The sequence below is a fragment of the Patulibacter sp. SYSU D01012 genome (assembly GCF_017916475.1).
In the GTDB taxonomy this organism is placed as follows: Bacteria; Actinomycetota; Thermoleophilia; order Solirubrobacterales; family Solirubrobacteraceae; genus Patulibacter.
On the sequence record NZ_JAFMTB010000001.1, the window covers coordinates 1,308,193 to 1,334,408 of the forward strand.

The 26,216-nt window shown below is 77.8% G+C and carries 26 protein-coding genes; 15 read left to right on the forward strand and 11 right to left on the reverse strand.

The window, feature by feature from the left end; all coding sequences use genetic code 11:
• The first annotated feature begins 48 nt into the window (after positions 1-48).
• Positions 49-1,659, forward strand: coding sequence for a dihydroxyacetone kinase subunit DhaK (locus tag J3P29_RS05940; protein ID WP_246851431.1), 1,611 nt, complete (start codon positions 49-51; stop codon positions 1,657-1,659).
• 175 nt (positions 1,660-1,834) lie between these two features.
• Positions 1,835-2,233 carry a ChaB family protein gene (locus tag J3P29_RS05945; RefSeq protein ID WP_246851731.1) on the forward strand — a complete coding sequence of 133 codons (399 nt, stop codon included), beginning with the start codon at positions 1,835-1,837 and terminating at the stop codon, positions 2,231-2,233.
• Between the two features lie 29 nt (positions 2,234-2,262).
• Here the strand turns inward: J3P29_RS05945 and J3P29_RS05950 are convergent, their stop codons facing one another.
• Both J3P29_RS05950 and J3P29_RS05955 read right to left on the reverse strand, forming a co-directional pair.
• Entirely contained in the window at positions 2,263-3,510 is a 1,248-nt protein-coding gene (locus J3P29_RS05950; RefSeq protein WP_210492110.1) for a hypothetical protein, read from the reverse strand.
• Positions 3,507-4,190 carry a glycerophosphodiester phosphodiesterase gene (locus J3P29_RS05955; RefSeq protein WP_210492111.1) on the reverse strand — a complete coding sequence of 228 codons (684 nt, stop codon included), beginning with the start codon at positions 4,188-4,190 and terminating at the stop codon, positions 3,507-3,509. Before J3P29_RS05955 ends, J3P29_RS05950 begins: the two co-directional genes overlap by 4 nt.
• 166 nt (positions 4,191-4,356) lie before the next feature.
• On the opposite strand from J3P29_RS05955, the gene J3P29_RS05960 reads away from it, so the two are divergent.
• Complete coding sequence (locus J3P29_RS05960; protein WP_210492112.1) at positions 4,357-5,760, forward strand: patatin-like phospholipase family protein; 1,404 nt, start codon at positions 4,357-4,359, stop codon at positions 5,758-5,760.
• A 95-nt stretch (positions 5,761-5,855) separates the two neighbouring features.
• Here the strand turns inward: J3P29_RS05960 and thpR are convergent, their stop codons facing one another.
• The 5 genes from thpR to J3P29_RS05985 all read right to left on the reverse strand — a co-directional run bounded on the left by thpR (position 5,856) and on the right by J3P29_RS05985 (position 9,435).
• Entirely contained in the window at positions 5,856-6,428 is a 573-nt protein-coding gene (thpR, locus tag J3P29_RS05965) for an RNA 2',3'-cyclic phosphodiesterase (RefSeq protein WP_210492113.1), read from the reverse strand.
• 128 nt (positions 6,429-6,556) lie between these two features.
• Positions 6,557-6,907, reverse strand: coding sequence for a hypothetical protein (locus J3P29_RS05970; RefSeq protein WP_210492114.1), 351 nt, complete (start codon positions 6,905-6,907; stop codon positions 6,557-6,559).
• 57 nt (positions 6,908-6,964) lie between these two features.
• Positions 6,965-7,690, reverse strand: coding sequence for a dienelactone hydrolase family protein (locus J3P29_RS05975; protein WP_210492115.1), 726 nt, complete (start codon positions 7,688-7,690; stop codon positions 6,965-6,967).
• Positions 7,691-7,693: 3 nt separating this feature from the next.
• Positions 7,694-8,632 carry a hypothetical protein gene (locus tag J3P29_RS05980; RefSeq protein WP_210492116.1) on the reverse strand — a complete coding sequence of 313 codons (939 nt, stop codon included), beginning with the start codon at positions 8,630-8,632 and terminating at the stop codon, positions 7,694-7,696.
• Entirely contained in the window at positions 8,632-9,435 is an 804-nt protein-coding gene (locus J3P29_RS05985) for a ParA family protein (protein ID WP_210492117.1), read from the reverse strand. Before J3P29_RS05985 ends, J3P29_RS05980 begins: the two co-directional genes overlap by 1 nt.
• 2,483 nt (positions 9,436-11,918) lie before the next feature.
• Between J3P29_RS05985 and J3P29_RS05990 the strand changes: the two genes are divergently transcribed.
• From J3P29_RS05990 to J3P29_RS06025, 8 genes are all read left to right on the forward strand, one after another.
• Positions 11,919-13,124 carry a CoA transferase gene (locus tag J3P29_RS05990; protein ID WP_210492118.1) on the forward strand — a complete coding sequence of 402 codons (1,206 nt, stop codon included), beginning with the start codon at positions 11,919-11,921 and terminating at the stop codon, positions 13,122-13,124.
• Positions 13,121-13,864 carry a MerR family transcriptional regulator gene (locus J3P29_RS05995; protein WP_210492119.1) on the forward strand — a complete coding sequence of 248 codons (744 nt, stop codon included), beginning with the start codon at positions 13,121-13,123 and terminating at the stop codon, positions 13,862-13,864. The genes J3P29_RS05990 and J3P29_RS05995 overlap by 4 nt, the downstream gene beginning before the upstream one ends.
• A gap of 80 nt (positions 13,865-13,944) precedes the next feature.
• Positions 13,945-14,853 (forward strand): carbon-nitrogen hydrolase family protein, encoded by a 909-nt coding sequence (locus J3P29_RS06000; RefSeq protein WP_210492120.1) that lies wholly within the window; start codon positions 13,945-13,947, stop codon positions 14,851-14,853.
• A complete protein-coding gene (locus J3P29_RS06005; RefSeq protein ID WP_210492121.1) occupies positions 14,853-15,464 on the forward strand; it encodes a TetR/AcrR family transcriptional regulator in 612 nt (203 codons plus the stop codon). The genes J3P29_RS06000 and J3P29_RS06005 overlap by 1 nt, the downstream gene beginning before the upstream one ends.
• A gap of 52 nt (positions 15,465-15,516) precedes the next feature.
• Positions 15,517-15,651, forward strand: coding sequence for a DUF4235 domain-containing protein (locus tag J3P29_RS06010; RefSeq protein WP_210492122.1), 135 nt, complete (start codon positions 15,517-15,519; stop codon positions 15,649-15,651).
• Positions 15,648-16,124 (forward strand): hypothetical protein, encoded by a 477-nt coding sequence (locus J3P29_RS06015; RefSeq protein WP_210492123.1) that lies wholly within the window; start codon positions 15,648-15,650, stop codon positions 16,122-16,124. The genes J3P29_RS06010 and J3P29_RS06015 overlap by 4 nt, the downstream gene beginning before the upstream one ends.
• Entirely contained in the window at positions 16,111-16,626 is a 516-nt protein-coding gene (locus J3P29_RS06020) for a phage holin family protein (RefSeq protein WP_210492124.1), read from the forward strand. Before J3P29_RS06015 ends, J3P29_RS06020 begins: the two co-directional genes overlap by 14 nt.
• Positions 16,623-16,859, forward strand: a complete 237-nt coding sequence (locus J3P29_RS06025; protein ID WP_210492125.1) for a DUF3618 domain-containing protein — start codon at positions 16,623-16,625, stop codon at positions 16,857-16,859. Before J3P29_RS06020 ends, J3P29_RS06025 begins: the two co-directional genes overlap by 4 nt.
• 61 nt (positions 16,860-16,920) lie before the next feature.
• Here the strand turns inward: J3P29_RS06025 and J3P29_RS06030 are convergent, their stop codons facing one another.
• The 4 genes from J3P29_RS06030 to J3P29_RS06045 are packed head-to-tail and all read right to left on the reverse strand — an operon-like array spanning position 16,921 to position 20,863.
• On the reverse strand, positions 16,921-17,796 hold the full coding sequence (locus J3P29_RS06030) for a DegV family protein (RefSeq protein ID WP_210492126.1): 876 nt from the start codon (positions 17,794-17,796) through the stop codon (positions 16,921-16,923).
• Positions 17,797-17,839: 43 nt separating this feature from the next.
• Positions 17,840-20,203 (reverse strand): M14 family zinc carboxypeptidase, encoded by a 2,364-nt coding sequence (locus J3P29_RS06035; protein WP_210492127.1) that lies wholly within the window; start codon positions 20,201-20,203, stop codon positions 17,840-17,842.
• 10 nt (positions 20,204-20,213) lie between these two features.
• The gene (grxD, locus tag J3P29_RS06040; protein ID WP_210492128.1) at positions 20,214-20,627 is read right to left on the reverse strand and encodes a Grx4 family monothiol glutaredoxin; all 414 of its coding nucleotides are present in this window, start codon (positions 20,625-20,627) and stop codon (positions 20,214-20,216) included.
• Positions 20,628-20,638: 11 nt separating this feature from the next.
• Positions 20,639-20,863 carry a BolA family protein gene (locus tag J3P29_RS06045; protein WP_210492129.1) on the reverse strand — a complete coding sequence of 75 codons (225 nt, stop codon included), beginning with the start codon at positions 20,861-20,863 and terminating at the stop codon, positions 20,639-20,641.
• 119 nt (positions 20,864-20,982) lie between these two features.
• Between J3P29_RS06045 and J3P29_RS06050 the strand changes: the two genes are divergently transcribed.
• The 4 genes from J3P29_RS06050 to J3P29_RS06065 all read left to right on the forward strand — a co-directional run bounded on the left by J3P29_RS06050 (position 20,983) and on the right by J3P29_RS06065 (position 26,208).
• Complete coding sequence (locus tag J3P29_RS06050; protein WP_210492130.1) at positions 20,983-21,333, forward strand: iron-sulfur cluster assembly accessory protein; 351 nt, start codon at positions 20,983-20,985, stop codon at positions 21,331-21,333.
• Positions 21,334-21,389: 56 nt separating this feature from the next.
• Positions 21,390-22,760 (forward strand): hypothetical protein, encoded by a 1,371-nt coding sequence (locus tag J3P29_RS06055; protein WP_210492131.1) that lies wholly within the window; start codon positions 21,390-21,392, stop codon positions 22,758-22,760.
• A gap of 102 nt (positions 22,761-22,862) precedes the next feature.
• The gene (locus J3P29_RS06060; RefSeq protein ID WP_210492132.1) at positions 22,863-25,208 is read left to right on the forward strand and encodes a lysylphosphatidylglycerol synthase domain-containing protein; all 2,346 of its coding nucleotides are present in this window, start codon (positions 22,863-22,865) and stop codon (positions 25,206-25,208) included.
• A 142-nt stretch (positions 25,209-25,350) separates the two neighbouring features.
• Positions 25,351-26,208, forward strand: a complete 858-nt coding sequence (locus tag J3P29_RS06065) for an alpha/beta hydrolase (RefSeq protein ID WP_210492133.1) — start codon at positions 25,351-25,353, stop codon at positions 26,206-26,208.
• The last annotated feature ends 8 nt before the right edge of the window (positions 26,209-26,216 follow it).

Sequence of the window (26,216 nt, forward strand, 5' to 3'; positions counted from 1 at the left end):
CGTCTGCCAGAGTCGGCCTGCCACCCCGCGACCCCCACCGGAGGCCCCATGACCGCCGCCACCCAGGCCGACCTGCTGCTGCGCGCCCTCGCCCAGACCGCGCGCGAGGACGTCGTCGAGCTCGACCGCCTCGACGCGGTCACCGGCGACGGCGACTTCGGGTCGACCCTCGGCCGCGGCGTCCGGGCGCTCGCCGCCGACCCGCCGTCCGGCACCGTCGCCGCGGTCCTCCGGGCCGCGTCGGAGCGGATGAGCGCCGCGATGGGCGGCAGCTCCGGCGCGTTCGTCGGCATCGGCCTGCTCCGCGCCGCGCGCGCCCTGCACGACGCCGGCGAGGACGACCTGACCGCCGCGCAGATCGCGGCCGCCGTGCGCGCCGCGGTCGACGGGGTCACCGACCTCGGCGGCGCGCGGCCGGGCGACAAGACGTTCCTCGACGCCCTCGCCCCGCTCGCCGACGCGCTCGACGCGGGCCAGGACCCGGTCGCCGCCGCCGCGGACGGCGCCGCGTCCACCCGCGAGATGACCGCCCGCGTCGGCCGGTCCTCGTACGCCGGTGAGCGCTCGAAGGGCGAGCCCGACGCCGGCGCCACCGCGGTGGCCGCCACGGTCCGCCGGCTGCAGGACGCCGATGACGTCCCCGCCTGGGACGCGCTTCGCGGCGGGCCCGACGCGACGCAGGACGAGGACGACGCGGCGCCGACCGACGGCGGCTTCGTCAACGACCCGCACGACCTGGTCGACGAGGCGCTCGACGGCCTCGTTTCGGCGCACGCCGAGACGCTGGCGTGGCTCGACGGCCACCGCGCCGTGGTGCGCCGCGACGGCCCGGCCGGCGACCGCGTGGCGATCGTCTCGGGCGGCGGTGCCGGCCACGAGCCGCTGCACGCCAGCTTCGTCGGCCCCGGCATGCTCGACGCCGCCTGCCCGGGCGCCGTCTTCACCTCGCCGTCCTCCGCCCAGATCGCCGCGGCGGCACACGCGGTGGCGGGGGAGGGCGGCGTGCTCTTCGTCGTCAAGCAGTACACGGGCGACGTCCTGAACTTCCGCCTGGCCGCCGAGCTGCTGGCCGACGACGGCATCCGCAGCGCGACGGTGATCGTCGCCGACGACGTGGCGCTCGACGCCGACGCCGCCGTCGGCCGCCGCGGCACGGGTGCCACCGTCGCGGTCGAGCGCATCGCCGGCGCGGCCGCCGCAGCGGGCCGGCCGCTCGAGGACGTCCGTGCGCTCGCGCAGCGGGTCGCCGACGCCGGCCGGTCCTTCGGCGTGGCGCTCCACGGCGACGAGATGGAGCTGGGCGTCGGGATCCACGGCGAGCCGGGCCGCCCCCGCGAGCCGCGCGTCCCGGCCGACGAGATCGCCCGGCAGCTCGTCGCCCCGCTCCTGCCCGAGCTGCCGGCGGCGACCGAGGCGCCGCTGCTGCTGCAGGTCAGCGGCCTGGGCGGCACCCCGCCGCTCGAGCTGCACGTGCTGCTCCGCGGCGTCCTCGCCACCCTTCGCGACGACCACGGCCTCACGCCGGCGCGCATTCTCACGGGCGATCTCGTCACGTCGCTCGACCAGGCCGGCGCGATCGTCACCCTGGTGCCGTTGGACGACGAGACGCTCGCCTTCTGGGACGCGCCGCTGCGCACGCCCGCGCTGCGCTGGGGGTGAGGGGGTGCGGCGGGCCGAGCGTCGGGTGGTCTCGCCCGGCGCCCGGCCGCGTCGCCGCGCCCGGCGCCCGCTGGCGCCCCGAGGCACGCGCCGCGACGAAGCCCGGTTCCTCCTCCCCGCGCCCGGGTACGGGCGGAGCGAGGCACCCGCGACGAAGGAGGATCCCGTGCCGAAGATGGGCAAGAACGGCCAGCCGAAGCAGAGCGAGCTGCCGCGGCCGGTGCAGAACTCGTCGGCCAAGGCGCAGCGGACGTTCGCGAAGGCGCACGACGCCGCCGAGGACGAGTACGACGACGCCGAGCGCGCCAACCGCGTCGCCTACTCCGCGCTGAAGCACACGCACGAGAAGCGGGGCGACAAGTGGGTCGCCAAGGACGAGCCCGGCCCCTCGGACGAGCGCGCGAAGGACCCGGACGCCCGGAACAAGAAGGGCGGCGAGGGCACGCACGGCGGCGTCGACGCGGTCGGCAACACGAAGGAGGAGCTCTACGAGCGGGCCAAGAGGCTCGACGTGGAGGGGCGCTCGAAGATGGACAAGGGCGAGCTGGCCGACGCCATCGCGAAGAAGCAGTGACGGCGCCGCGCTGACGCCGCCCGGCCGCGCTAGGTCGCGATGACCTGCAGCACGAGGGCGGCCAGCGCGAACGCCGATGCCGTCAGCAGGCTGATGACGAACGCGTTCCGGGTCGTCAGGCGCGTCGACGCCGCGACGATCGCCGACTCGAGCCGCGCCGTCGTGTCGTGCGTGGCCTGGACGCTGCGGGGGATGTCCAGGGCGCCGGCGAGCCCGTCGTGGAACGCCACGAGGTAGGCGTCCGAGACGACCCGCCGGATGTCCAGATGCGTCTCGATCTGGAACGCCACGGTGATGTCGATCATCGCCAGCCGCGCGTGCTGCGCCTGGAACGGGTCGCTCCCGGTCGCCGACCACCGGTGCCGCGGGACGGCGAGGTCCTCGTTGACGTCGCCCAGGATGGCGTACGCCTCGTCGCGCACCTCGCGAAGCAGCGACGCGGCGCCGACGAGCAGGGCCGCCGAGGTCAGGGCGTTGCGGCACACCGGCTCCGCGTGCCCCGCCAGCAGGCTCGCCCCCGGGCGGATGGCCCCGACGTGCCCGGCGAAGCGGTTGAACTCGCCGGGACGGACGATGGCGTCGTCGCGCAGCGACGTGACGTCGTCGGCCACGCGGCCGAGCAGGCGGCGCACGAGCACGCCGTCGTCGGCCTGCAGCGCGTCCTCGTCGCCCTCCCGGACGAACAGCATCGTGTGCAGCTCGGAGCCGATGAGCAGCCGCGGGCTGCGGTCGTCGTGGGTGGCGTCGCGCAGCGGCGGAATCGTGGAGACCGCGTGGTGGACCGCCTCCTGGAACGTCGTGACCCCCGGCTGCCCCGCGACGCGCATCGCGAGCTGCGGTCCGCCGTCGAGCGTCGCGATGAGCACGGCCGGGAGCTCGTCGAGCGGACTCCCGAGGCACTGGCTCAGGCACACGCTGAGCTGCCCGTCCGCCAGGCGGACGAGGAACACGTGGCTCGGACCGTCGTCGGGCGACGACGCGCCGGGGATCTCGACGGGGATCGACTCGCCGACGACCTGCGGCATGCGGTCCCGAACCCGGGCGTACTGCCGCTCGAGGTGTCCGAGCCCCGCGAACCCGTCCGCGAAGGACCATCCCTGGTGCGACGCCGCGACCTTCCGCAGCGCCTCGGCCGTCGCCCAGGGCGCCGGCGTCTCGTGCGGCCTTCCGGCCGTGGCGTCGGCCGGGTAGCTCCAGCGCGCCGAGAAGAGGTGCAGGACGCGGTGATGCCGCGGGTCGCGCGCGGTGCCGTCGAGCGGCCACGGCCGACCGGTCATCGCGCGTCCCGGATCGCGAGGGCGCGGCGGGGCACGTTCGTGATCACGCCCGTCACGCGGGGATCCCGGAGGAGGCGCTCGAGCGTCCCGGCGTCGTCGACGGTCCACACGTACGTCGGCAGGTGGCCCTCCGCGGGTGCGTCGTCCGGCGGGCTGGCGTCCAGCACCGCCAGCTCCGGCGCGACCGCCGTCGCACCGCAGGCGCGTGCCCGGCGGACCGCCGTGGCCAGGTCCGGCGTCTGCGCGTCGACGAGGAGGCCCGTCCGGACCGCCGGCCACGCCGCCCGCACTCGGCGAACGACGTCGGGCAGGAAGGACGTGAAGACGACCTCGCCGGCCGGAAAGCGGCGACGCACCGCCGCGACCGCCTCCTCGACGCCGACGTCCTCCTTCAGCTCCACGTCCAGGCCGATCCGGCCGGCGGCGAGCTGCACCACGGCGTCGAGGGTGCAGGCGTGCGGGCCGAGGGCGGCGGCGAGCTCGTCGGCGGACAGCTCCGCGACCGGCCGGCCGTCGACGTCCGGGTCGTGATGGCAGACCAGGACGCCGTCGCGGGTGCGGCGGACGTCGAACTCGATCATGTCGGCGCCGTCGGCGATCGCCTGCTCGAACGCCTGGGGGCTGTTGTCCGGGAGGGCGTGCGAGGACCCGCGATGGGCGATCACGGAGCGGGCCGTCATGGCGTGACCGTAGCGGGCCCGCCCCCCGGCAACCGGCCACCTCGCGGGCCCCGCCGGACGGCGGACGGCGTCGGGCGCCGCGCCGTCCCCCGCGGCGCCCCGCCCATCGCCTTCTTGTCCGCCGGGCCAACGGTGCCGCGCCCGGCGGCCGACAACCTGGGGGGAGATGGACGACCTCCCCGGCACCGGCGGCGCGCGGAACGGCCGCAACGGCCACGCCCGGCACCAGATCGCGGCGTTCGACGCGCGCGACCGCGGCGGCTCGGCCGGCCCGCGGATCGGCGCGGTGCTGCCGGGCGGCGGCGCCCGCGGCGCCTACGAGGCCGGGGCGCTCTCGGTCCTGGCGCCCGCGCTGCAGGCCCGCGGCGAGCGGATCTCGATCGCGTGCGGCACGTCGGTCGGGGCCATCAACGCCGCCTTCCTGGCGTCCACCGCCCACCTGCCGCTCGACGAGCAGATCGCGCTGGCCCTCGACACGTGGCGGGGGATGCGCAAGCACGACGTGATCCGGTCGGTCATCGGCCCGTCCCTCGTGAAGACGGGCCTGCGGCTGGCGGGCGAGCTGCTCGACGTGCCGGGCGTCCGCGTCGCGGGGCTCATGGACCCGTCGCCGCTGGCGGCGTCGCTCGAGCGCTGGATCGACTGGGACGCGCTGCGCCACAACGTCGACAGCCGGCGCTTCGACGCGCTGTGCGTCGTCGCCACGGCGCTCTCGGGCGGCGGCGCCGTGGGCTTCGTCCACACCGCGGGGCGGGTCCCGACCAGCCGCGCGGCGGACGACCTGCGCTACGTGGGGGTGGACCGCCTGCTGCCGGACCACGTGCGCGCGAGCGCGGCGATCCCGCTGCTGTTCCCGCCCGTCGAGGTGACCGAGCCCGCCGAGGCCGCGGACGCCTACATCGACGGCGGCGTGCGCCTGAACGCCCCGATCGCGCCGACGCTCGCCCTGGGCGCCGACCGCGTCATCGTCATCGGCTTCGAGCCGTTCGCCGCCCGGGCGCCCGTGCCGGGGCCGCTGCGCGCGCCGCGGATGTCGGACGTCGGCGCCAACGTCCTCAGCGGCCTGCTCGTCGACCAGGTCGCCGACGACCTGCACCGGCTCGCCGCGATCAACGCCTTCATGGTCGAGGGCAGCGGCCTGGGGGTGGCCAACCAGGCCGCGCGCACCGAGCGCCTAGCGCGCGGCAAGCCGGCGTACCGCCGCATCCCGTACGTCCTCGTCGCGCCCGAGAAGCGCGGCCGGATCGCGGAGCTCGCCGACCAGGTGTTCGAGGAGCGGTACTCCGGGCTGAAGGGCTGGCGGCACCCCGACCTGCCCGTGGTCTCGCGGCTGCTCGGCGGCGGACGCTCCCGGTCGCGCGGCGAGCTCCTGAGCTTCCTGCTCTTCGACGAGCGGTTCGTCGAGCTGCTGATCGCGGAGGGCGCCAAGGACGCGGAGCGCTGGCTCGACCGCCATCCGCACGTGTGGTGCTCCGACGCGCCGCACGACCTGATGGACCACCACGGCGGGGCGGCCGACGCGCGGGAGCGGGCCACGCTCGACGAGTGGCGCTCCCTCCGGCGGCGCTAGGGCCGGCACGCGGCCACCTGCGCGCGCGGGTCGGCGACGCCCCGGCCGCGGACGCCGTCGCGCGGCCTGCGGGGAGCGCGGGACGGACCGCGGCCTCAGCCGAGCGCGACGCGCTCGACGGGGACGTACCGCGCGCCCGCCGGCTCCAGGAACGACCGGTACAGCGTCACCGCGGCGCCGTCGAACGCCACCTGCGGCGTCGGGTCGAGCGCGCGATCGCGCGGGGCCGCGTCGGGGCGCAGCCGCGCCACGGTGACGTGGGGGCGGAAGCCGCGGTCCGCGGACCAGCCGACGGCGGCCCCGAGCGCGTCGGCGACCGCCTGCAGCGCTCGCAGGTCGCCGCGCTCGTCGTGCAGCTCGACGGCCAGCACCCGCGGCCGGCGCGGGGGGAGCCACAGCGGCGCGCCGAGCGCCAGGCCGAGCGCCCCGTGCGTCTCGGCCGCGCCGACGACGGCGCCGGCGATCGGGGCGACCTCGCCCGGGTCGCGCGGGCCGAGGAACGCGAGCGTCACGTGCAGGTGCTCGGGCGGGACGAGCCGCAGCCCCGGGACCGCGCGACGCTGCGCCCGGCCCCACGCCGCGAGGGCGCCCCGGACGTCGTCGGGCGGGTCGAGCGCGACGAACAGGCGGGGGCCGGACGGCCCCGGCGAGCGGCGGCGGCCGGGCATGCGGCGACGGTACCCGCGCGGCCGGTGCGCCTACCGCGCCGGGTCGACCGCCGGGCCGCGCCGGGCGGGTCGGCGGCGGCCGTCGACCGCAGGTCGCGGCCGGCGGCCGCGAGCGGCGGGGCGGGCGGTCAGGCCGGGTCGGCGGCCACGGTGGGCTTGTAGCCCGGCCCGAAGCACGCGAAGGGGACCGAGCCCGTCCGCGTCGCCTGGCAGCGGAAGCGCGTGCCGGCCTGACGGATCGTGCGGACGCCGCGGGGCGTCGACTTCGGGCTCACGACGCGGAAGTACTTGCGGTACAGGCTGCGCGAGGAGGAGCAGCGGAACGAGCCGGCCGTGACGAGCACGTGGACGCGCACGCCGCGGGCGGTGATCGTGCCGCAGTCCTTCGTGGCGGCCGCGGCGGGAGCGGCGCCGACGAGCGGGACGGCCGCGAGGGCCGCGGTCGTCAGGGCGCCGGCGAGGAGGGAACGGGAGACCATGACGCGGACCGTACCCCCGGCCGCTCGGGTCGTCATGCGCCGGATGACGGTGATCGATCAGCCGCGCAGGCGGTCGCCGAGGAAGGCGACCGTCCGCGCCCACGCGTCCTGTGCCGACGCCGCGTGGTAGCTGGCGCGGGCGTCGCAGTGGAAGCCGTGCCCGGCCTCGGGGTAGCGCACGACCTCGGTGGCGACCTCGGCGCGGGCGGCGGCCTGGCGCAGGTCCTCGACCTGCTCGACGGGGATCCCCGTGTCCTCGTCGCCGAAGAAGCCCAGCCACGGCGTCTTCAGCTCGGGGGCGAGCTCGCGCAGCGGCGGCTCGCCGAAGCGGCCCTCGGCGATCCCGCCGCCGTAGAACGTCACGGACGCCCCCAGCGCGTAGCGGGCGCCCGCGATCAGCGACACCGTGCCGCCCATGCAGAAGCCGACGGTCGCGATGTCGTGGTCCTTGAAGCGCACGCGCCGCAGGTGCTCGAGCGTCTCCTCCAGGTCCTCCTCGAGGCCTCGGTTCGTCAGCGCCTCCATGTGCGGCCGGGCGGCCGCGAAGTCGTCGTACCCCAGGCGCGGGGCGCCGGTGCGGTGGAAGAGCGCCGGCGCGACCGCCAGGAAGCCCTCGGCGGCGAAGCGCCGGCAGACGTCCTCGACGTGGTCGTTGACGCCGAACGCCTCCTGCAGGACGACGACGGCGCCGCGCGGCGTGTCGTCGGGACGCGCCTCGTACAGGGCCATCGGGCCGTCCGTCGTGGGCAGCTCGACGGTGCGCGTCTCGGCGATCTCGGTCATCGGCTAGGCGAGGAAGGCGCCGCCGCGGACCATCTCCATCCGCGTGACGAGGCGGGCGGCGTCGTCGGCGGTGTCCGGCAGGTGCGCGTCGAGCAGCGCGTTGACGAGCGTCGAGCGACGGACGGCCGCGACCTTGCCGGTGGCGCCGGCGACGACCGCGTCGAGCTCGGCGCGGAGCGGCTCGGGCAGGCGGGCGTTGCGCTCCTGCCAGGGCCGCTCGAGCGTCTCGAGCTGGCGCCGGCGGTAGCCGCCGATCGCCTTCGCGGCGGCCTGTCCGTCGGCGGGCAGGTGGAAGTGCAGGACCGCCGTGACGATCGCGGCGAACGTCACCCGCGGGCCCGTGCGCGCGACGAGGTCGTCCGCGCGGTCCGACAGGCCCTGGTCGAGGATGAGCGCCGTCTGCTTCGGGCGGCCGAGCAGGCGCTCGGGCGCGAGGGTCTCGGGCGCCAGGTCGGCGGCCCACGCGGGCAGGTCGTCGGTGTCGACGGGCGACGGGGCGGCGACGGCCTCCGGGGCCGCGGGCTCCTCCGTCGCCTCGGCGGCCTCGGCGGCCTCGGCGGCCTCGGCGGCGGGCGCCTCTGCCGTGTCCGGCGCCACGACGGCGTCGCCGGTGCGCGCCGCGGTGGCGGACGTCTCGGCGGCAGCGGGCGCCGACGGGGCGGCGGGCGCGTCGGCCGGAGCGGCCTCGGCGGTGCGATCGGCGTCGACCCCGGGCGCGGCGGCCTTCGGCGCGGGGGCCTCGGGCGCGACCGCCTTCGGCGCCGCGGCCGGCGTCGGCGCGACGGCCGCGGCCGGGCGCGCGGGCTCGGGCACGGCCTGCAGGCGGGCGGCGCGCGGGGCGGCGTCCTCGGCGGGTGCGACGTCCGCGGGGGCGTCGACGCGGACGGTCGTCAGGTCCAGCGGGCTGCGGAGGCCGCTGGGGGACAGCTTCAGGCGCGCCATCACGCCACCTCCACCATGGTCTTGTCGGTCGTCTTGCGGGGGCGCGCGTCCGTCGCCTCGATCTCGGCGGCGAGCTCGCGGAACGCCTGGGCGGCGCGGCCGTCGGGCTTGCGCAGCACGAGGGGGATGCCCTCGGTCGTCGCGTCGTGGAAGCTCGAGCGCATCGGGATCTGCGCCTGCAGCAGCGGGGCGTCCAGCTCGGGCAGCGCCTCGTCGAGCGTCTGGAACGTGTTGCGGCGCGGATCGACGTTGTTGCGCAGCAGCCCGAGCGTGCGGACGTCGACGCGGCGCCGACGGAGCGTGTCGAGCGTCGAGAGCAGCGTCGCCGCGCCCTTGTACGCGTTGCGGTCGATCATCGACACGGGGACGAGGACCTCGTCCGCGGCGACGAACGCGTTGACCGTCAGCAGGCCCAGGTTGGGCGGGCAGTCCAGGACGAGGTAGTCGTACCGGGGCAGGATCTCGGTCAGCGCCTCCGCCAGGAACTCCTCGCGGCGCACCTGCGAGACGAGCGTCAGCTCGACGTCGGCCATGCGGCTGTCTCCGGCGAGCAGGTCGACGCCGGGCGCGGCGTCGGTCAGCAGCGCGTCGTCGGCCTCGGACTCGCCGAGGAAGACGTCGGCCAGCGTGTGCGGTGCGTCCTCGGGGGCGTAGCCGAGCATCGCCGTCGTGTCGAACTGCGGGTCGACGTCGACGACGAGGACCCGGCGGCCGGCCTGGCCCAGCGCGACGGCGAGGTTGACGGTCACGGTGCTCTTGCCGGCGCCGCCCTTCTGGTTGGCGACGGCGATCACGCGGGTCATCGGTGCGTCCTCATGGTCGTGCGGTGGTGCGGCGGGGTGGGGGACGGACCGGTCGATCCGTCCCGCGCTCGCCTGGGTGTTCGCCCTCGCGCGCGGGTCTCCTTCCCGCGGATCGCGCGATGTCGCGGCCGGTGCTCCGGCCGGCGGCGCGGCCGCCAGCCCGGCCGCCCGACCGGGCGCCCCGCCACCCGGCGGCCCGGACCCCCGTCCGCGCCGACGTCCGGGCGCCCGGCCCCGCACCCGGCCCCGCGGCCGGCCGGGCGGGAGACCCGCCGCGGGCTCGGCCGGCGGCGCGGGCGGTCGAGCGTGCGGCCGCGCCGCCGCGGGGTCGGACCCGCGACCGGGGGGCCGTGCGTCCTCGCCCCCGGGCGATCACCCTCGCCTGCGGCGCACCGTGCCGCCCCGGGCTCGGTCCCGCGGTCCGTCGTGCGCGGCACCGGCCGGCCGCTCGCGCACGGCCCCGGTCCGCCGGTCCCCCGGGGGAGCGGCCGACCGCCCGACCGGTCGACCCCGGCCGCCGCCGGGCCGTCGCCCCGCCGGACGACCGACCGGCCCCGCGAGCCGTCGGCGGGGCGGCCACCCGCCCGACGGGCCGACCGGTTCGTCGGGCGCGCGGTCTCCCCGTCGATCGCACCGTCGTCGACGCGCCCGTGCGCCCGCCGCCGCGCCCGGGCCTCCGGCGGCCCGGACGGTCCCGCGGGCGGGCGCGCGGCCGGGGGCGCGCGCGGTCGACCCGCGGACCCGTCGGCGCCGCCGCCGTCGACCCGGCGTCGCGGCCGGCGGCGCCCCCGGCGGGGCGGCCGGTCCCGCGGCCGGTGCCGCGCGCGGCGGCGCGGCGGCGCGACCGGACCCGCGCGCGACGGGGCGACCGGACCCGCCCGCGGACGCGCGGTGGGGCGACCGGCCCCGCCCGCGCGCGGCCGACCAGCGGCGCGCGCGGTCCCCCGGCCGCGCCGGCACCTCCGCGCCCGCCGGAGCGGGCACCGACGCCCCCGCCGCCCCTCGCGGGGGAACGGGCACCAACGCGGCCGGACGCCCGCCCGCGCGACCCCGCGAGGAGCCGTGCGAGCACGGGGCCGCACGCGACGCCGCGCCCGGGCGCGGGCGGCGGTGCGGTCGCGGGCGCCCCCGCCGGCCCCCGCGGGCACCCGGCCTGTGGCCCTCGCACCCACGCGGCCGCGGCACCTCGCGCGGCCCCCGCCGCCGATCCTCGCCGGCTGCAGGTCGTGCAGGTTCAGCCGCGTCCCGTGGGTGCGCCGGCGCCCGGCCGGGGCGCGCCCACCCCCAGATCGGGGGCCCGTGCCGACCACGAGCGGCGGCCGGACCGGCTGTCCCGACGCGCCCGCGCGCGCCGAGGGCGGACGGTTCGGACGGCGCACGGTGCGACGGTTCGGCGGCGTCTCGCTTCGCCGCACGTCGGGGGCGGCACGCCGCGGCCGGACCGCGGGGGCCTCGGCGACCGCCCTGCCCGTCTCCGGGGCCGCCCGACGGCGCCATCGCGCCGTGGGCCGGGACGCCGTCGGGGCGTCGCCCCGCGACGGCGGTTCCGTCCGGCGCGTGGGGGAGGGTGCTCCCCGACGCCCCGCGGCCGGCGCCCCGTGACCGTCCGCGCGGCCCCCGGGCGGCGGTCACGCGCCGCCGACGGCGCCCCGCGCCGGCGCGCCCCCGCCCGACGCACCCGCGGGCGGACCAGGGCCGCGTCCCGACGCGGGGCACGGGCCGACTGGCCGCGCGGCCAGGGGACAGAATCCGGGCCAGCGTCCCCGCCCGCGCCCGCGCGTCCTCGGACCGCGTGCCGCGACGGCATAACGCGTGCTCCCTGAAGATCACGTCCACGGCGAGGTCGTCGTCTTACGGTGAGTTCTGGAAACCCGCCGGGGGCTGCGGACGCGCCGTCGGCCCCACGGGGCCGACGTGGTCTGGAGGCTCGCCCGTGGCGCCCCCGGAGCCGGGGGCCGGGCGATAGGCGCCTGCCCGGACGCGCACGACCCGCCGCCCCGCCACCGCGGCCCGGCCCCGGGGCAGGGGCTCGCGCCCCGGGCCGGCGCGCGGGCCCCGAGCGGGACCCGATGTGTCCGTACGGGTCGGTCCCCCGTCGTCCCGCGCGGCCCAGGCGCGCCACCCCGACGCCGGCCCGGCCGTCCACGCGTCGAGCGGCCCCGGCGCCGGCCCACGGCACCGCGCCGTCAGGGGCTGGGGGGTCGGCCGGCGGCGTCTCACTTCTCCACGACGCGGCCGCAGCGTCCCGCCCCGGCGTCCCCGAGGTCCGGGCGGGCGACGGCTGGCGCCCGCAGGCGCCGGACCCTCCGGCGACGGGCGAGAGGCCCGCGTGTCGTCACCGAGGTCCTCCGCGCGCACCGGCCCGCACGGCCCCGCCCGCCCGGCGCCCCGCCCGCCTTCCGGCTCGCGCCGCGTCGCGCGGCGTGCGGCCAAGAATGAGAAGTAGCACCTCTCACTCGCGGAACGTAGTACCGTCGACGTCCATGAGCCCGCTGCCCCTCGACGGCGTCCGCGTCCTCGACCTCTCCCGTCTGCTGCCCGGTCCGTTCGCCAGCCTCGTGCTCGCCGACCTGGGCGCCGACGTGGTCAAGGTCGAGGACACCGGCCCGGGCGACTACGTGCGGATGACGCCGCCGTACGTCGAGGGCGTGGAGGACTCCGCCAAGTCGGCGCCGTTCCTGGCGCTCAACCGCAACAAGCGGTCGGTGCGGCTGGACCTGAAGCAGGACGCGGGGCGCGAGGCGTTCCTGGCGCTCGCCGACACCGCGGACGTCGTGCTCGAGTCCTTCCGCCCCGGGGTCCTCGACCGCCTGGGCGTCGGCTTCGAGGCGCTGCGGGCGCGCAACCCGCGGATCGTCGTCTGCGCCATCACCGGGTTCGGGCAGACCGGGCCGCTGAAGGACCGCCCGGGCCACGACCTGAACTACCTGGGGCTGAACGGCGTGCTGGCGCTCAACGGCGTGCGCGGCGGCGAGCCCGTCAACGGCGGCGTGCAGGTCGCCGACCTGGGCGGCGGCGCGCTCATGGCCGTCGCCGGCATCCTGGCCGCGCTGCGCCACGCCGAGCGCACGGGCGAGGGGCAGCACGTCGACGTCTCCATGACGGACGGCGCGCTCGCCCTCACCGCGATGGACGCCGCCATGGCCCTGCAGGGCGGCGCCCCGCGGCGCGGCGAGACCATCCTCACCGGCGCGCACCTCTGCTACCGGCCCTACGCGTGCGCGGACGGGTACATCACGATCGGGGCGCTCGAGCCGAAGTTCTGGCACGCGTTCTGCACGGGCGTCGGCCGCGAGGACCTGATCCCGCACCAGTTCGACCCGCCCGGATCGGACGCCCACGCCGAGGTCGTCGCGATCGCCGCCGCGCGCACCCGCGCCGAGTGGGCGGCGTTCGGCGCCGAGCGCGACGCGTGCGTGGAGCCGGTGTGGGAGCTGGACGAGGCGCTGGAGTCCGAGCTCGTCCGCGAGCGCGAGATGGTCGTGGAGCTGCGACAGCCCGGCGCGGCTGCGCCCGTCCGGACGCTCGGCGTGCCGGTCAAGCTCTCCGCCACGCCGGGCGACCCGCACCGTCGCCCGGCGCCGTCCCTCGGCGAGCACACGGACGAGCTGCTGCGCGAGGCGGGGCTGGACGACGCCCGCATCGCCGCGCTGCGCGCGGCCGGCGCGATCGCGGGGGTCCCCGCGTGAGCGCCGCCGCCGACGTCTCGGGCCTGCTGAAGATGGGCGACCTGGCCGAGCGCGCCGAGGTCAGCCCCGCGACCGTCAAGCACTACCTGCGCGAGGGGCTGCTCGAGGGCGCCCCCGGGGCGGGCGAGGTCGTCCGCACGTCGCGCAACATGGCCTGGTACCCGCCGGCCTTCGTCGAGCGGATCCGCCTGATCAAGCGGCTGCAGGAGGAGCGCTTCATGCCCCTGCGCGCGATCCGCGAGCTGCTCGAGGAGCAGGGGGAGGAGCGCGCCCGCGACCTCGTCGACCGCCGCGACGCCATCATCGACCAAGCGCTCTCACGCACCGAGCAGGCCGCGGCCACCGATCGGGCCGACCTCGTCGCCCGGACCGGGGTGCCCGAGGACGCGCTCGACAAGTTCGCCGAGCTGCGCGTGATCGGCGACGGCGCCGGCGGCTACGACCCGGACGAGGTCCGCATCGTCGAGGCGTTCATGGCCTTCCGGCGCACCGGCTTCGGCGAGGAGCTGGGCTTCACCGTCTACGATGCGCTCCGCTACGTCGAGGCCCTCGAGCCGCTCGTGCGCGAGGAGGCCGGCACCTTCCTGCACCGCATGGTCGACCGGGACGTCCCGCCGGACCGGGCGGTCGAGCTGATGCTCGGGGCCGCGGAGCCGCTGCGGCAGCTCGTCGGCGCCGTCCACGGGCACGTCCTGCGCCGCGAGCTGGCCCGCACCCGCCGCGGGGCCGGCGGGCGCTGACCCCGGCCCGGGCGGCCCCGGGGTTTGCGACGCCCGGGCGGTGGTCGCTACGATCCCGATTGACTCGTCAGTCAATCCCGATGACCCCCTTGCGCACCGCCGTCGTCCAGCTCCGCAGCACCCCCGACGTCGCCGCCAACCAGGCGACGGCGGACCGGCTCGTCCGCGAGGCCGCGGCCGCGGGCGCGCGCGTGGTGCTGCTGCCCGAGAAGTGGTCGGTGCTGGGGACGTTCGACGACCTGGAGGCCGGCGCCCAGCCGCTCGACGGGCCGGCCGCCACCTGGGCACGAGAGACGGCGCGCGAGCTCGGCATCGACCTGCTCGCGGGCTCGATCCTCGTCCGGCGCGCCGACGGCCTGCTGCAGAACACCGCGCTGCACGCGTCCCCGGACGGCACGCTCGGCACCTACGGCAAGCTCCACCTGTTCGACGCCGACGTCGCCGGCGTCCGCTACCGCGAGTCCGACCGCGAGATCGCGGGCGACGGCGTGGTCTCCACCGTCCTGGCCGACCCCGACGCCACCCGCGTGGGGCTGAGCGTCTGCTACGACGTGCGCTTCCCCGAGCTGTACCGCGCGCTCGCCGCGGAGGGCGCACGGATCCTGGCCGTCCCGGCCGCCTTCACCGAGCGCACGACGCAGGCCCACTGGGAGATCCTGCTGCGCGCCCGCGCGATCGAGAACGGTGCGTTCGTCCTGGCCGCCAACCAGCACGGCGAGCACACGCCCGGCGTGCGCTCCGGCGGGAAGTCGATGATCGTGGACCCCTGGGGGACGATCCTGGCGCAGGCGCCCGACGTCGACGAGGCCGTCGTGCTCGCCGACCTGGATCTGTCCCGCACGGACGCGGTGCGCGAGGGCCTGCCGGTCCTGCGCCAGCGCCGCGCGGACGTGGCCGCGACGCTCGCCGCCCTGCCCGCCGGCGACCTGGCCGAGGGCTGGCGCACCGACTCGCCCGAGTCGGCCGCCGCGCGCGGAGGGGCCGCCTGATGGCGTCCCGCACCACCGCCGCGAGCGCGGAGAAGCGCCGCGCGATCCTCGACGCCGCGGTCCGCGTGTTCGCCGAGCGCGGCTTCAACCACTGCCGCGTCTCCGACATCGCCGACGAGGCGGGGGTGGCGTACGGCCTCGTCTACCACTACTTCAAGAGCAAGGACGGGATCCTCGACGAGGTCTTCCTCGAGCGCTGGGACCTGATGCTCGAGGTCATCCAGGCCGCGCACGACGACGCGGAGCTGACGGCGCGGGAGAAGCTGGCGAAGGTCGCGACGTTCATCGTCGAGAGCTACGGCAAGCAGCCCGACGTCATGCAGGTCGTGATCGTCGAGGTCACCCGCCAGGCCAACACGTTCGGCCGCCGCCACTGGGGCCGGATCCAGGAGGCGCACGCGGGGATCGCCAAGATCGTCGAGAGCGCCCAGGCCCGCGGCGAGCTGCGGCCCGACATCCCGCCGTCCTTCGCCGGCTTCGTGTTCTACGGGGCCATCGAGCAGATCCTCACGGCGTGGATCTTCGACCTCATGCCCTCGGGCCCCGACCAGCGCCGCGAGGCGGTCAGCACCCTGGTCGAGACGATCTGCGGCGGCCTCGATCCCCGGTAGGAACGGGGATCGGACGCATGGTCGACCGGCCCCGCGGGTAGGATCGAACGCAATGGACAACGAGCTCGTCAAGCGCCTGGCCTGGTCCGGCCTGGTCGCAGGATTGGGCGTCGTCAGCAGCCTGCTCGCACAACGAGCGGCCGCGCTGATCTGGCGTCGCGTCTTCGGAGAGGAGCCCCCCGAGTGAGCGATGATCGACCCGTCGGGGGCGCGGACGACGCGCCCCCGACGAAGGAGTTCGGGGCCGTGAGCCCGACGGACGCCGTCACCCCGCAGACCGACCCGGGCCCGGTCCCGGCGGACGCCACCACGCCCGCGCCCGGCACGGCGCAGCCCTCGGCCGCGCCGATCCGCGACGCTGACGTCGACGAGTCGCCGACCGGCGGCCCGACCGCCGCGCGCCCCAACCCGACCGGGGCCGCCGCGCCGCCGGCCGACGGGCCCGCGCCCGACTGGAAGACCCCGCCCGCCGCGGGGCTGCCGCCGAAGTGGCAGTCCGCCGAGGGCGCCGACGACGCGTCGGTCCCCTCCTCCTCGTCCACCCTGGCCGACAAGGTCGCCGAGCTGTTCCCCGAGGACCAGCCCGAGCGCATCGTCGCCGCCGCCCTCGTGGGCGGCGTCCTGGCCGCGATCCTCCTCCGGACCCTTGCCCGCCGCTGACGACCGGCGCCGGGAGGCGTCCATCGCCGGGGTCGTCGAGCACCTCGCCTCGGTCACGGAGCGGACGCAGCACATCGTCCGCGACGAGATCGAGCTCGCGAAGGCCGAGGTCGCCCAGAAGGCCAAGAGCCTCGGCAAGGGCGCCGCGGTCGGCGCCGCCGCGGGCGTGTTCGTCGCGCTCGGCGGCATCTTCTTCCTGCAGGCGCTCGCCTGGTTCTTCTGGTGGGTCCTCGGCTCGCCGGGCAACCAGATGTTCTGGGGCTTCCTGATCGTCGCCGTCCTGCTCTTCGTCCTGGCGGGCGTGGGCGCGATGATCGCCCTGAAGGCCGTCAAGCGCGGCGCGCCCCCGACCCCGGACATGGCGATCGAGGAGGCCAAGCGCATCCGCGAGAGCGTCCAGACCGCCGGCAAGTCGCAGCCCGGCCTGGGCGCCGGCGAGTCCGTCGGCGCCACCGGCCCCGACCGCACGCTCGGGTCCTTCGACGACAGGAGCAGCCGATGAGCACGCGTCAGCGCACGCCGGAGGAGATCCGCGCGTCCCTCGAGGAGCACCGCCGCGAGCTGTCGCGGTCGATCGAGGGGCTGCGCGCCGAGGTCACCGAGCTGTCGGACTGGCGGTCGCAGCTGCAGCGCAACGTGAAGCCGGCGGCGATCGCCGCCGGGGTGGCGGGCTTCGTGCTCGCCGGCGGCATCGGCGGGCTCACGGGCCTGCTGAGCCGCGGCAGCCGCGCCTGAGCGCCGGCCCCGCCCGCACCGCCCGACGGCCCGCCACCCGGCGGGCCGTCGCCGCGTCGGCCTACGCCTCCTGGCGCAGCAGCTCGGGGCGGATGCCGCCCACGCCCAGCAGGCCCGGGCCGACGTGGGCCCCGATGACGGGGCCGATCTCCGAGACGAACAGCGGCGGGGTGCCGATGATCTCCTCGGCCGCGGCGGCCAGCCGCTGCGCCTCGTCCGGGGCCTGGATGTGCTGCACCACCCAGGCCGTCGAGCCGTCGGCCCGCAGCTGCTCGGCGACCTTCAGCATCCGCTCGAACGCGCGGCGCGACGTGCGCACGCGCTCGATCGGCGTGATCTCGCCGTCGAGCGTCAGGATCGGCTTGATCTTCAGCGCGCCGCCGACGAAGGCCTGCGCCGCGCCGATGCGCCCCCCGCGCCGCAGGTACTCGAGCGTGTCGACCGCGAAGACGAACTTGCGCAGCATGGAGTCGATGGTCTCCTGCGCGCGGGCGCGGACCGCGTCGACGTCACCGCCGCCCGCCGCGCACGCCGCGGCGGTCAGCACCGGCAGGGCGAGCGCGCCGCAGGCCAGGCGCGAGTCGACCACCTCGATGCGCCGCCCCGCGGCCGCGGCGGTCGCCATGCCGGCCGCCTGCCGCGCGGTCTCGACGGTGCCGGAGATGCCGCCGGCCAGGTGGAGCGAGACGACGTCGTACCCGGCCTCGAGCAGCGGCTCGTACACGGCCAGGAAGTCGCCCGGCGAGGGCTGCGATGTCGACGGCAGGTCGCGCTGCTCGCGCAGGCCCGCGTAGAACGCGTCCAGGTCGGCGATGTCGAGCTCGCGCTCGGCGTCGTCGCCCCGGGTGACGTAGAGCGACACCTCGGACACCGCGCGCTCGCTGACGAGCTCGCGGGGCATGTAGTGCGTGGAATCCGTGACGACCGCGACCGGCATGGCCGTCCACCCTATAGCCCGGCCCGGGCCCGCCCCCGGCGGCTCAGCGCGTGGCGAGCAGCAGCCCGAGGAGCACGCGCTCGCCGCCGTCGGACTGCCGGCGGAACGCGGGGGACAGGCCGACGCTGAGGACGTGCCCGGCCCCGGCGGCCTCGTCGACGACGAGCGGCCGGCCCGCCAGGCCGTCGGCCGCGGCGACCGGACCGGACGGCGCCAGGCGCGCGCCGGCCGCGGCGCGCAGCGGCACGGCCGCCCCGGCGGGCGCGGTCAGCCGCGGCTCGCCGGCGACGACGACGGAGACGTCGCCGGCCAGCGCGGCGCCGACCGGGTCGTCGCCCGCGCGCGCCACGATCGAGACGCCCTGCGAGGACGGCGGGTCCACCGTCTCCACCCGCGTGATCCCGGCCTCGCGCGCCGTCGCGATCCCCTCCGTCCCGAGCGCCAGCACCGTCCCGCCGCGACGCGCGAAGGCCGCTACGGCGGCGGCCGCGCGCGGCGTCAGCACCCCGCCGGGGACGTCGCCCGGCCCGAGCAGCAGGTGCGTGGTGCCGGTCGGCACGCCGTCCTCGAGCGTCGCCGGGGCCAGCTCGTACGTCACGACGCCCGCGGCGCGCAGCGCGCCCGTGACCCAGCCGGCGGGGCGGTCGCGGACCGGCAGCCGCGCCGGCGTGCCCGTCATCGCCGGCGTGGGGTCGGGCAGCAGCGCGACCCGCGGCGTGGGCACCGCCCGCGCGCCGTCCCCGGGCGCGCCGCCCGCGGGGCGCAGCGCGACGCCCGCGTGCGCCGCCTGGCGCGCGCCGGCCGGATCCACCGTCGCCCGCAGCGTGCCGCCCGGCGTGCGCGCCACCGGCAGGCCGGCCGCAAGTAGGCCCAACGCCAGGCGATCCGCCGCGGCGCTGTCGCCCGCGAAGGCCACGGTGCGCCCGGCGCCGACCGCCACCGGCCGCCGGGCGCCCTCCGTGGTCAGCCGGCCCGCGGGCACCCGCCGCAGCAGGACGTCGGCGCGCAGGCCGGCCAGCCGCGGCATCGACCACGTGTCGGCGTCGCCCGCGGCCGCCCCGGCCTCGTCGGCGTCGCGGCCCAGCAGGGCGCCCGCCCAGCGGCCGAGCGGCTGGTCGGCGGGCACGACGAGCGTCCCGGCGGGCAGGACGGCGGCGTGCGGGCCCGCCGGGCCGAGCGGGTCGATCCGCACGCGCGTCGCCGCGCGCAGGGACCGCACCCGCACCCCGTCGGCCCGCAGCCGCGCGGCGAGCGTCCACGCGTCGGCGGCGTGCGCGTCGGTGCGCAGCGTCCAGCCGTAGGCCCGACCGCCGGCCGCGTCCCGGCCGGCGCGTCCGGCGGCCACGGCGTCCGCGAAGCCCCGCGCCCACGCCCGGACGACGGTGGTGCGGTGGTCCGCGACGGCCGCGAGCGTCGCCCGCAGCGCGGTCGCGTGGCGGCGCGTCTTCTCCGCCAGCGGCAGGTCGGACCCCTGCTCGTACGTCATCCCGCCCGCGCCGAAGAGCAGGCTCGTGGCCGAGTCCGCGTAGCCGGGGTAGAGCAGGTCGTAGCCGGCGTGGTGCGTCGTGCGGACGCCCCGCGCGAGCAGCGCCCGGTCGACGGCGCGGCGGACGAGGCCGTCGGCGATCCCGCGCGCCGCCCGCGGCAGGCCGGCGACGACCGGGCGGGCGTACGGCGGGGCGAAGTAGCCCGTCCCCGTCTGCTCGTGCGCGTCGACCGCCACGGTCGGCGGCAGGCGACGGAGCACGGCCAGGCGCGCCCGGGTCTCGGGCTGGCTCGCCGCGAACCAGTCCCGGTTCAGGTCGACGTCGGCGGCGTTCGTGCGGGTGCGGCGGGCGCGGCCGTCGGGGTTCTGGTCGGGGACGACGACCGTGGTGGTGCCGTGCAGGATCCGACGGGTGCCGCAGTCCTCGCCGCTCGAGAGCCGCGAGAGCAGCGCGAGCGCCGCGGTCGTCCCCGAGGGCTCGTTCGCGTGGACGCCCGCGCCGATCCAGACCAGGGCGGGGCGCCGCGCCACCCGGGCGACGGCGCGCGGGCCGGTCGCGCCGGCGCGGACGGCCCGCGCCGCCGCCGAGGCGGCCCGTACCGCCGTCGGGGTGAGCGCCCGCGGGTCGCCGACGAGCGCCCAGCGCAGCGGCCGGCCCTCGGGCGTGCGGCCGGCGACGGCGGTCGTGATCCGCGGCGAGGCCCGGTCGAGCGCCAGCAGCAGCCGGTCGGCCTCGGCGGGGGAGAGGGGGGCGTCCGTCAGGCCGCGCCCGATCACGGACGCGGCCGACGGGGCCGGGCGGGCGCCCGGCACGACCGGGCAGGCCGGGGCGGCGGCGCTGGCTGGGGCCGCGGCGACGCCGGCGAGCACCAGGCCCGCCAGCGCGCACGCCGATGCCCGTCGCCGGGGCGCCTGGCCCACCGCGGGCCGCTCAGCCCAGGCGGTTCTCGGGCTGCAGCAGCCCGTCCTGCGGCGCGGCGGGGGTGCCGGCGTCCTCCTGCGCGTCGGCCGGGGCGGCCGCGGCGGCGCCCTCCGCGCCGACCAGGCCCTGCAGCTCGCCGCTCTCGTACATCTCCATCACGATGTCGCAGCCGCCCACGAGCTCGCCGCGGACGAAGAGCTGCGGGATCGTCGGCCACTGCGACAGCGCCGACAGCTCCTGGCGGATGCGCGGGTCGGGCAGGATGTCGACGCTCGCGAACGGCACGTCGAGCGCCTGCATCACGCCGACCGTGCGGGCGGAGAAGCCGCACGCCGGCTGCTGCGGCGTGCCCTTCATGAAGAGGATGATCTCGTTGTCCTTGATGGCGTCGCTGATCGCGTCGCGGAGCTCGTTGTCGCTCATGCTGGAGTCCTTCAGGACGGGGTCTTGGTCGTCAGGGCCAGGGCGTGGATCGACCCGCCCAGCTCGCCCGCGAAGACGTCCATCACCATGCGGTGCTGGGCGACGCGGGTCTTGCCCGCGAACGCGGGTGAGGTGACGACGGCCTGGAAGTGCACGCCGTCGGCGCCCTCCACCTGCGCGGAGGCTTCGGGGATCGCGCCCTCGATGCGCTGCTTGATCTCGTCGGCGGTCGGCATCACTCCAAGAGTAGAGGGTCGGCGAGCCCGCCCGGCAGGCCTTCCGGGCCGGGGGCCGGGGTCGCTACACTCGGTGAAGTAATGGACCGCGTGGGACACCCCACCGTCTCGGAGGCACCATGATCACCATCACGGACAAGGGCGCGGAGAAGGTCCGCGAGTTCCTCGAGAGCAACCCGCAGGAGGGCGAGGCCGGGCTGCGCGTCGGCGTGCGCGGCGGCGGCTGCTCCGGCTTCCAGTACGTCCTCGCGTTCGACGAGAAGCGCGACGGCGACATGACCTTCAACTCGCACGGGATCACGGTGCTCTGCGACCGCCAGTCGTTCCCGTACGTCACGGGCTCGACGATCGACTACCTCGACGCCATGACCGGCGCCGGCTTCAAGGTCGAGAACCCCAACGTCACCGCCGCCTGCGGCTGCGGCTCCTCGTTCCGCGTGGCGGACGAGGAAGAGGTCTCCGCCGTCTGATCCCGACGGACGCGCCGCCCCGCCCGGGGGCGCGCGCGTCCACGGTGCTCCGCCCGGTGCGTGCCGCGCCCGCTCGACGCGCCGCGGCGCTCCTCGCCGCCGCCGTCCTGCTGCTCGGCGCCGGCGTCCTGCTCGGCCGCCTGACCGCCGGCGGCGACGATGCCGCCCCCGCGGCCCCGCGGGCGACCGCGCCCGCCGCCGTGCGCCCGCCCGAGCTGGCCGTCGGCCTGGTGACGGGCGACGCCGGCGTGCTCGCCCCGCCGGGCCAGCCGGTCGCGGGCTTCGCGCGCGCCCAGGCGCTGACCGACCGCATCGCCCCGGAGTACGTCCGCGTCGACGTGCGCTGGGACCTGCTGCAGCCGCAGGAGGGCGCGCCGCTCGACCCCGACCGCCCGGTCGGGGCCGGCTGCGGCCGCGACGGTGCCGCGCCCTGCGCGGGCGACGAGACGCTCACCCGCACGCTGGCGGCGCTGAAGGCCGCGCAGGCGGCCCACCCCGGGCGCTACCGCCCCGTCCTGACCTTCTGGGGCATGCCCGCGTGGGCCGGGAAGCCCGCCGACGCCGGCTGCGAGGCGGCCCGGGCCCGCGAGGGCGCCCGGCCGCTGCGCCCCGGCGGCGAGCCGGCCTACCGCGCCGCCGTCGCCGCGGTGTGGCGGGCCGTGCGGGGCGCCGGGCTGGACGGCGCCGACTGGTCGCCCTGGAACGAGCCGAACGCCCCGTACTTCGTCGCGCCGCAGCGGCAGGCGTGCCGGGGTGACGCCGCGCCGACGTCCCCGGCCGTCTACGCCCGGATGGCCCGGGCGATGGACGCCGAGCTGGACCGCCTGCGCGCGGCCGTCCCCGCGGGCGGCCCGGGGCGCGGCGACCGCCTCGTCCTGGGCGAGCTGGCGGCATGGCCCGATCCCACGCCGAAGGCGGTGCCCGCCGACGAGTTCCTCCGCGCGCTGCCGGACGACGTGCTCTGCCGCGCCGACGTGATCGGCCTGCACGGCTACCTCGAGGCCCGGCCGCCCGCGGGCCGCGGCGAGCCGGTCGCCGGCGCGCTCGCCGAGCTGGACCGCCGCCCGTGCCTCGACGGCCACCCGGCGTGGGTCACCGAGACGGGCGTCGGCGCGCCGCACGCGGGGGCGACCCGCGACGTGCGTCCCGCGACGCTCGCGGCCGAGTGCCGCCTGCTGCACCGCCAGCTCGAGCGCTGGTACCGTGACCCGCGGGTCACCGCCGCGTTCCAGTACTCCGTGCGCGAGGACCCCAGCTTCCCGACCGGCCTGACGGACGAGGCGATGACCCGGACGTACCCCGTCGCCGCCGCGTGGGCGGCCTGGGGCGGGGACCGCGCGCCGACGGCCGCGCCGCCCGCGCTGCCCGGCGCCTGCGCCAGCACCGCCGCGGCGGCGCGCGCGGACGAGGACGCGCCGCCCGGCTGACCCCGTACGCACGCGGCGGCGGTGGCGCGTCGCCGCTCGACCGGCCCGGACGCACGGAGCGCCGGCGTACCCGACGCCGCCCGCCGGGGTAGTCTGCGGGTGATGCGCGTTGCGCTGGTCTCCCCGTACTCGTGGACCTATCCCGGGGGCGTGGCCCGGCACATCGAGGCGTTGGCGCGGGAGCTGCGCGAGCAGGGGCACGAGGCCCGGGTGCTCGCGCCCTTCGACCCGCCGGACCGTCTCGCCAGCCGGATGCACCGCGGTGCACCACCCCAGGATCGGATCGCCCCCGAGTGGCTCGTGCCGCTCGGTCGCACCGTGGGCATCCCCGCCAACGGCGGCGTGTCGAACCTGGCGATGAGCCCCTCGGCGGTCGCGCGCCTGCGCCGCGAGCTCGACACGGGCGGCTACGACGTCATCCACCTGCACGAGCCGCACGCGCCGCTCCTCGGCTGGGACGCCCTGCTGTCCTGCGACGCGGCCCCGCTCGTCGGCACCTTCCACTGCTACTCCGCCAACCAGGTCACGAACGGCCTGGGCGTCGCGTTCGGCGCCCGACGCCGGCTCAACCGCCTGACGGAGCGGATCGCGGTCTCCGACGCCGCGGCGTGGACGGGCAAGCGCTTCTACGGCGGCCGCTACCGGGTCATCCCCAACGGCGTCGACGTGCCCGCGATCATCCCCGCGCGCGGCCCCGACCGCCCCGCGGGCGAGATGCGGATCGGCTTCGTCGGCCAGGCCGTCGAGCGCAAGGGCCTGCCGATCCTGCTGCGCGCCTTCGACGCGCTGCGCGAGCAGCTGCCCGTCGAGCTCGTCGTCATGGGGCCCGAGGAGGAGGAGGTCCGTCGCGTCGCCCTCGACGAGCGGCTGCGCGGCGTGCGCGTCCTCGGCCGCGTCGACGACGAGACGAAGCACCGCGAGCTGGCGGCGTGCGACGTGCTCTGCGCCCCGTCGCTGGGCGGCGAGAGCTTCGGCATGGTGCTGACGGAGGCCTTCGCGCAGGGCGTGCCCGTCGTCGCCTCCGACATCGTCGGCTACCGCGACGTGGTCACCGCCGGGCGCGACGGCGTCCTGGTCCCGCCGGGCGACGCGCTCGCGCTCGCCCACGCGCTGCGCGACCTGGCGCTGCGCCCCGCGCGCCGCCGCACGATGAGCGAGGCCGCGGCCCGCTCGGCGTCCCGCTACGCCTGGCCGCGCGTGGCCCAGCGGATCGTCGGCGTGTACGAGGACGCCCTGAAGGCGCCGCAGCCCGCCACGGCCTCCGAGCGCTTCCTGACCAAGCACGGCCTGCGCCCCGCGGACGGCCTGCCGCGCGCGCCCGCCCAGCGGCTGCCGCGCCCCGACGCGCCGACCGCCCCGCCGTCGCAGGAGGAGCGGACGCGCGCCCGCCGCAAGCTCGCCCGCCGGGTGGGCGTGGGGGCCGCCGCGGCGGTCACGGTCGGCGCGGGCGCGATGGCGCTGCAGCGCATCGGCCTGGACTCGATCGCCCACAGCCTGCTGCAGTCCTCGCCGCTGTGGGTGGCGCTGGCCCTGGCCGTCATGGCGACGTCGATGGGCTTCCGCGCGATCTCGTGGCACGCGATCCTGCGCGCGGCGATCCCGGGCGCGGCGATGACGCGCATGGAGACGTTCCGGGCGACGGCGATCGGCGTGATGATGTCCGCGACGCTGCCCGCCCGCCTGGGCGAGCCCTCACGTGCGCTGATCATGGCCCGGCGCATCGGCAGACCGCGGGAGCGGCTGCCGGTGGTGCTCGGCACGCTCGTCTCGCAGACGCTCATCAACGTCTTCGCGCTGATCCTGCTGGGCACGGTGATGATCAGCTCGATCAAGCTCTTCCGCGGGCACGACGGCGCGCTCGTCACGCTCGCCATCGCCCCGGCGGTGCTGCTGCTCGTGCTGCTCTTCGGCCCCGTGCTGCTGCGGGTCAAGTGGGGCGACGGACGCGGGCGGCTGCACCGCCTGCAGGCGCGCGTCCGCGGCTGGGCGCAGGCGCTGCGCGGCGGCCTGCGCGTGTTCCGCAGCCCCCGGCTGGGGTCGGTCGCGGTCGGGTCGCAGCTCGTGGCCTGGGTGCTGCAGGCGGTGTCGTGCTGGCTGCTGCTGCGGGCGTTCGGCATCGACGAGGGCATCGGCGCCGCTGCGGCCGTGCTCTTCGCGGTCAACGTCACCGCGGTCCTGCCGCTCACCCCGTCGAACCTCGGCGTCTTCCAGGCTGCGTGCGTCACCGTGCTGGGCGCCGGCTACGGCGTGAGCTACGCCGACGCGCTCGGCTACGGCATCGTCCTGCAGGCCGTCGAGGTCGCGACGGCGCTCGCCCTCGGCATGCCGGCGATGCTCGGCGAGGGCGTCACGTGGCGCGACGTGAAGACGCGCGCGCTGCACGCGACGCCGGTCGACCTGCCGCCGCTGCCCAAGGGCGCGACGGTCGGGGTCGAGGCCGAGTCCTAGGGGTCTGGGGGCTGCCCGGGGCCGGACGGCGGCCGCGGGCGGCGTACGCCCCGTCGGGCCCCCGGACGGGTGCCCCCCGACCGGCCGGACCGCTCCGACCGGACGGCGCGGAACGCCCGTTCCTGTTCTACGCTCGGAGGCGATGAACGAGCGTGCACCCTCGACCGCCGTCCCCGCCGAGGCGCGGCCGGTGGAGCTGGCGGACGGCACCGTCCGCACGGTGTTCGAGCGCGGCGAGGGCCGACCGCTGCTGCTGGTTCAGGGCATGAGCGGGACGCACGCCCACTGGGGCCGCGCCTTCGTCGACGGGCTCGTCGAGGCGGGGCGCCACGTCGTCTCCGTCAACCACGTCGGCGTCGCCGGGTCCAGTCGCTGCGGCGGCCGGCAGTTCACCACCGGCGACCTGGCCGAGGCACAGGCCGCGGCGCTCGACGCCCTCGGGATCGACGAGCCGGTCGACGTCTTCGGCATCTCGATGGGCGGGATGACGGCGCAGGAGCTGGCGCTCCGGCATCCCGCGCGCGTGCGGACGCTCGTCCTGGGCTGCACGAGCCCCGGCGGCCCCGGCGCGCTGCACATGGCCCAGACCGACATGCAGGCGCTCGTCGAGACGCTCTCCAGCGGCGACGCCGCCCGCGCGCTGCGGGCATCGTGGGAGCTCAACGTCTCCGCGGCGTTCGCCGCCGAGCACGAGGACGCGTACGAGGAGTTCGTCGCGGCGTCGAAGGCGGGGCGGATCTCGCTCCGGACGCTGTCCGAGCAGGTCCACGCCATCCACGCGCACGACGCCCACGACCGCCTGGCGCGCATCGCCGTACCGACGACCGTCGCGCACGGCACCGAGGACCGGATGCTGCCGTACCCGAACGGGCGGGCGATCGCGGCCGCGATCCCCGGCGCGACGCTCGAGACCTTCGACGGCGCGGGCCACCTGTTCCACTGGGAGGACCCGGAGCGCGCGGTGCGCGTCGCCCGGGAGACCTCCGCGCGGGCGGACTGACCCCCGCC

Coding starts and splice junctions, on each gene's coding strand:
- J3P29_RS05940 (WP_246851431.1), top strand. CDS start 49: ATGACCGCCGCCACCCAGGCCGACCTGCTGCTGCGCGCCCTCGCCCAG.
- J3P29_RS05945 (WP_246851731.1), top strand. CDS start 1,835: ATGGGCAAGAACGGCCAGCCGAAGCAGAGCGAGCTGCCGCGGCCGGTG.
- J3P29_RS05950 (WP_210492110.1), bottom strand. CDS start 3,510: ATGACCGGTCGGCCGTGGCCGCTCGACGGCACCGCGCGCGACCCGCGG.
- J3P29_RS05955 (WP_210492111.1), bottom strand. CDS start 4,190: ATGACGGCCCGCTCCGTGATCGCCCATCGCGGGTCCTCGCACGCCCTC.
- J3P29_RS05960 (WP_210492112.1), top strand. CDS start 4,357: ATGGACGACCTCCCCGGCACCGGCGGCGCGCGGAACGGCCGCAACGGC.
- thpR (WP_210492113.1), bottom strand. CDS start 6,428: ATGCCCGGCCGCCGCCGCTCGCCGGGGCCGTCCGGCCCCCGCCTGTTC.
- J3P29_RS05970 (WP_210492114.1), bottom strand. CDS start 6,907: ATGGTCTCCCGTTCCCTCCTCGCCGGCGCCCTGACGACCGCGGCCCTC.
- J3P29_RS05975 (WP_210492115.1), bottom strand. CDS start 7,690: ATGACCGAGATCGCCGAGACGCGCACCGTCGAGCTGCCCACGACGGAC.
- J3P29_RS05980 (WP_210492116.1), bottom strand. CDS start 8,632: ATGGCGCGCCTGAAGCTGTCCCCCAGCGGCCTCCGCAGCCCGCTGGAC.
- J3P29_RS05985 (WP_210492117.1), bottom strand. CDS start 9,435: ATGACCCGCGTGATCGCCGTCGCCAACCAGAAGGGCGGCGCCGGCAAG.
- J3P29_RS05990 (WP_210492118.1), top strand. CDS start 11,919: ATGAGCCCGCTGCCCCTCGACGGCGTCCGCGTCCTCGACCTCTCCCGT.
- J3P29_RS06000 (WP_210492120.1), top strand. CDS start 13,945: ATGACCCCCTTGCGCACCGCCGTCGTCCAGCTCCGCAGCACCCCCGAC.
- J3P29_RS06005 (WP_210492121.1), top strand. CDS start 14,853: ATGGCGTCCCGCACCACCGCCGCGAGCGCGGAGAAGCGCCGCGCGATC.
- J3P29_RS06010 (WP_210492122.1), top strand. CDS start 15,517: ATGGACAACGAGCTCGTCAAGCGCCTGGCCTGGTCCGGCCTGGTCGCA.
- J3P29_RS06025 (WP_210492125.1), top strand. CDS start 16,623: ATGAGCACGCGTCAGCGCACGCCGGAGGAGATCCGCGCGTCCCTCGAG.
- J3P29_RS06030 (WP_210492126.1), bottom strand. CDS start 17,796: ATGCCGGTCGCGGTCGTCACGGATTCCACGCACTACATGCCCCGCGAG.
- grxD (WP_210492128.1), bottom strand. CDS start 20,627: ATGAGCGACAACGAGCTCCGCGACGCGATCAGCGACGCCATCAAGGAC.
- J3P29_RS06045 (WP_210492129.1), bottom strand. CDS start 20,863: ATGCCGACCGCCGACGAGATCAAGCAGCGCATCGAGGGCGCGATCCCC.
- J3P29_RS06050 (WP_210492130.1), top strand. CDS start 20,983: ATGATCACCATCACGGACAAGGGCGCGGAGAAGGTCCGCGAGTTCCTC.
- J3P29_RS06060 (WP_210492132.1), top strand. CDS start 22,863: ATGCGCGTTGCGCTGGTCTCCCCGTACTCGTGGACCTATCCCGGGGGC.
- J3P29_RS06065 (WP_210492133.1), top strand. CDS start 25,351: ATGAACGAGCGTGCACCCTCGACCGCCGTCCCCGCCGAGGCGCGGCCG.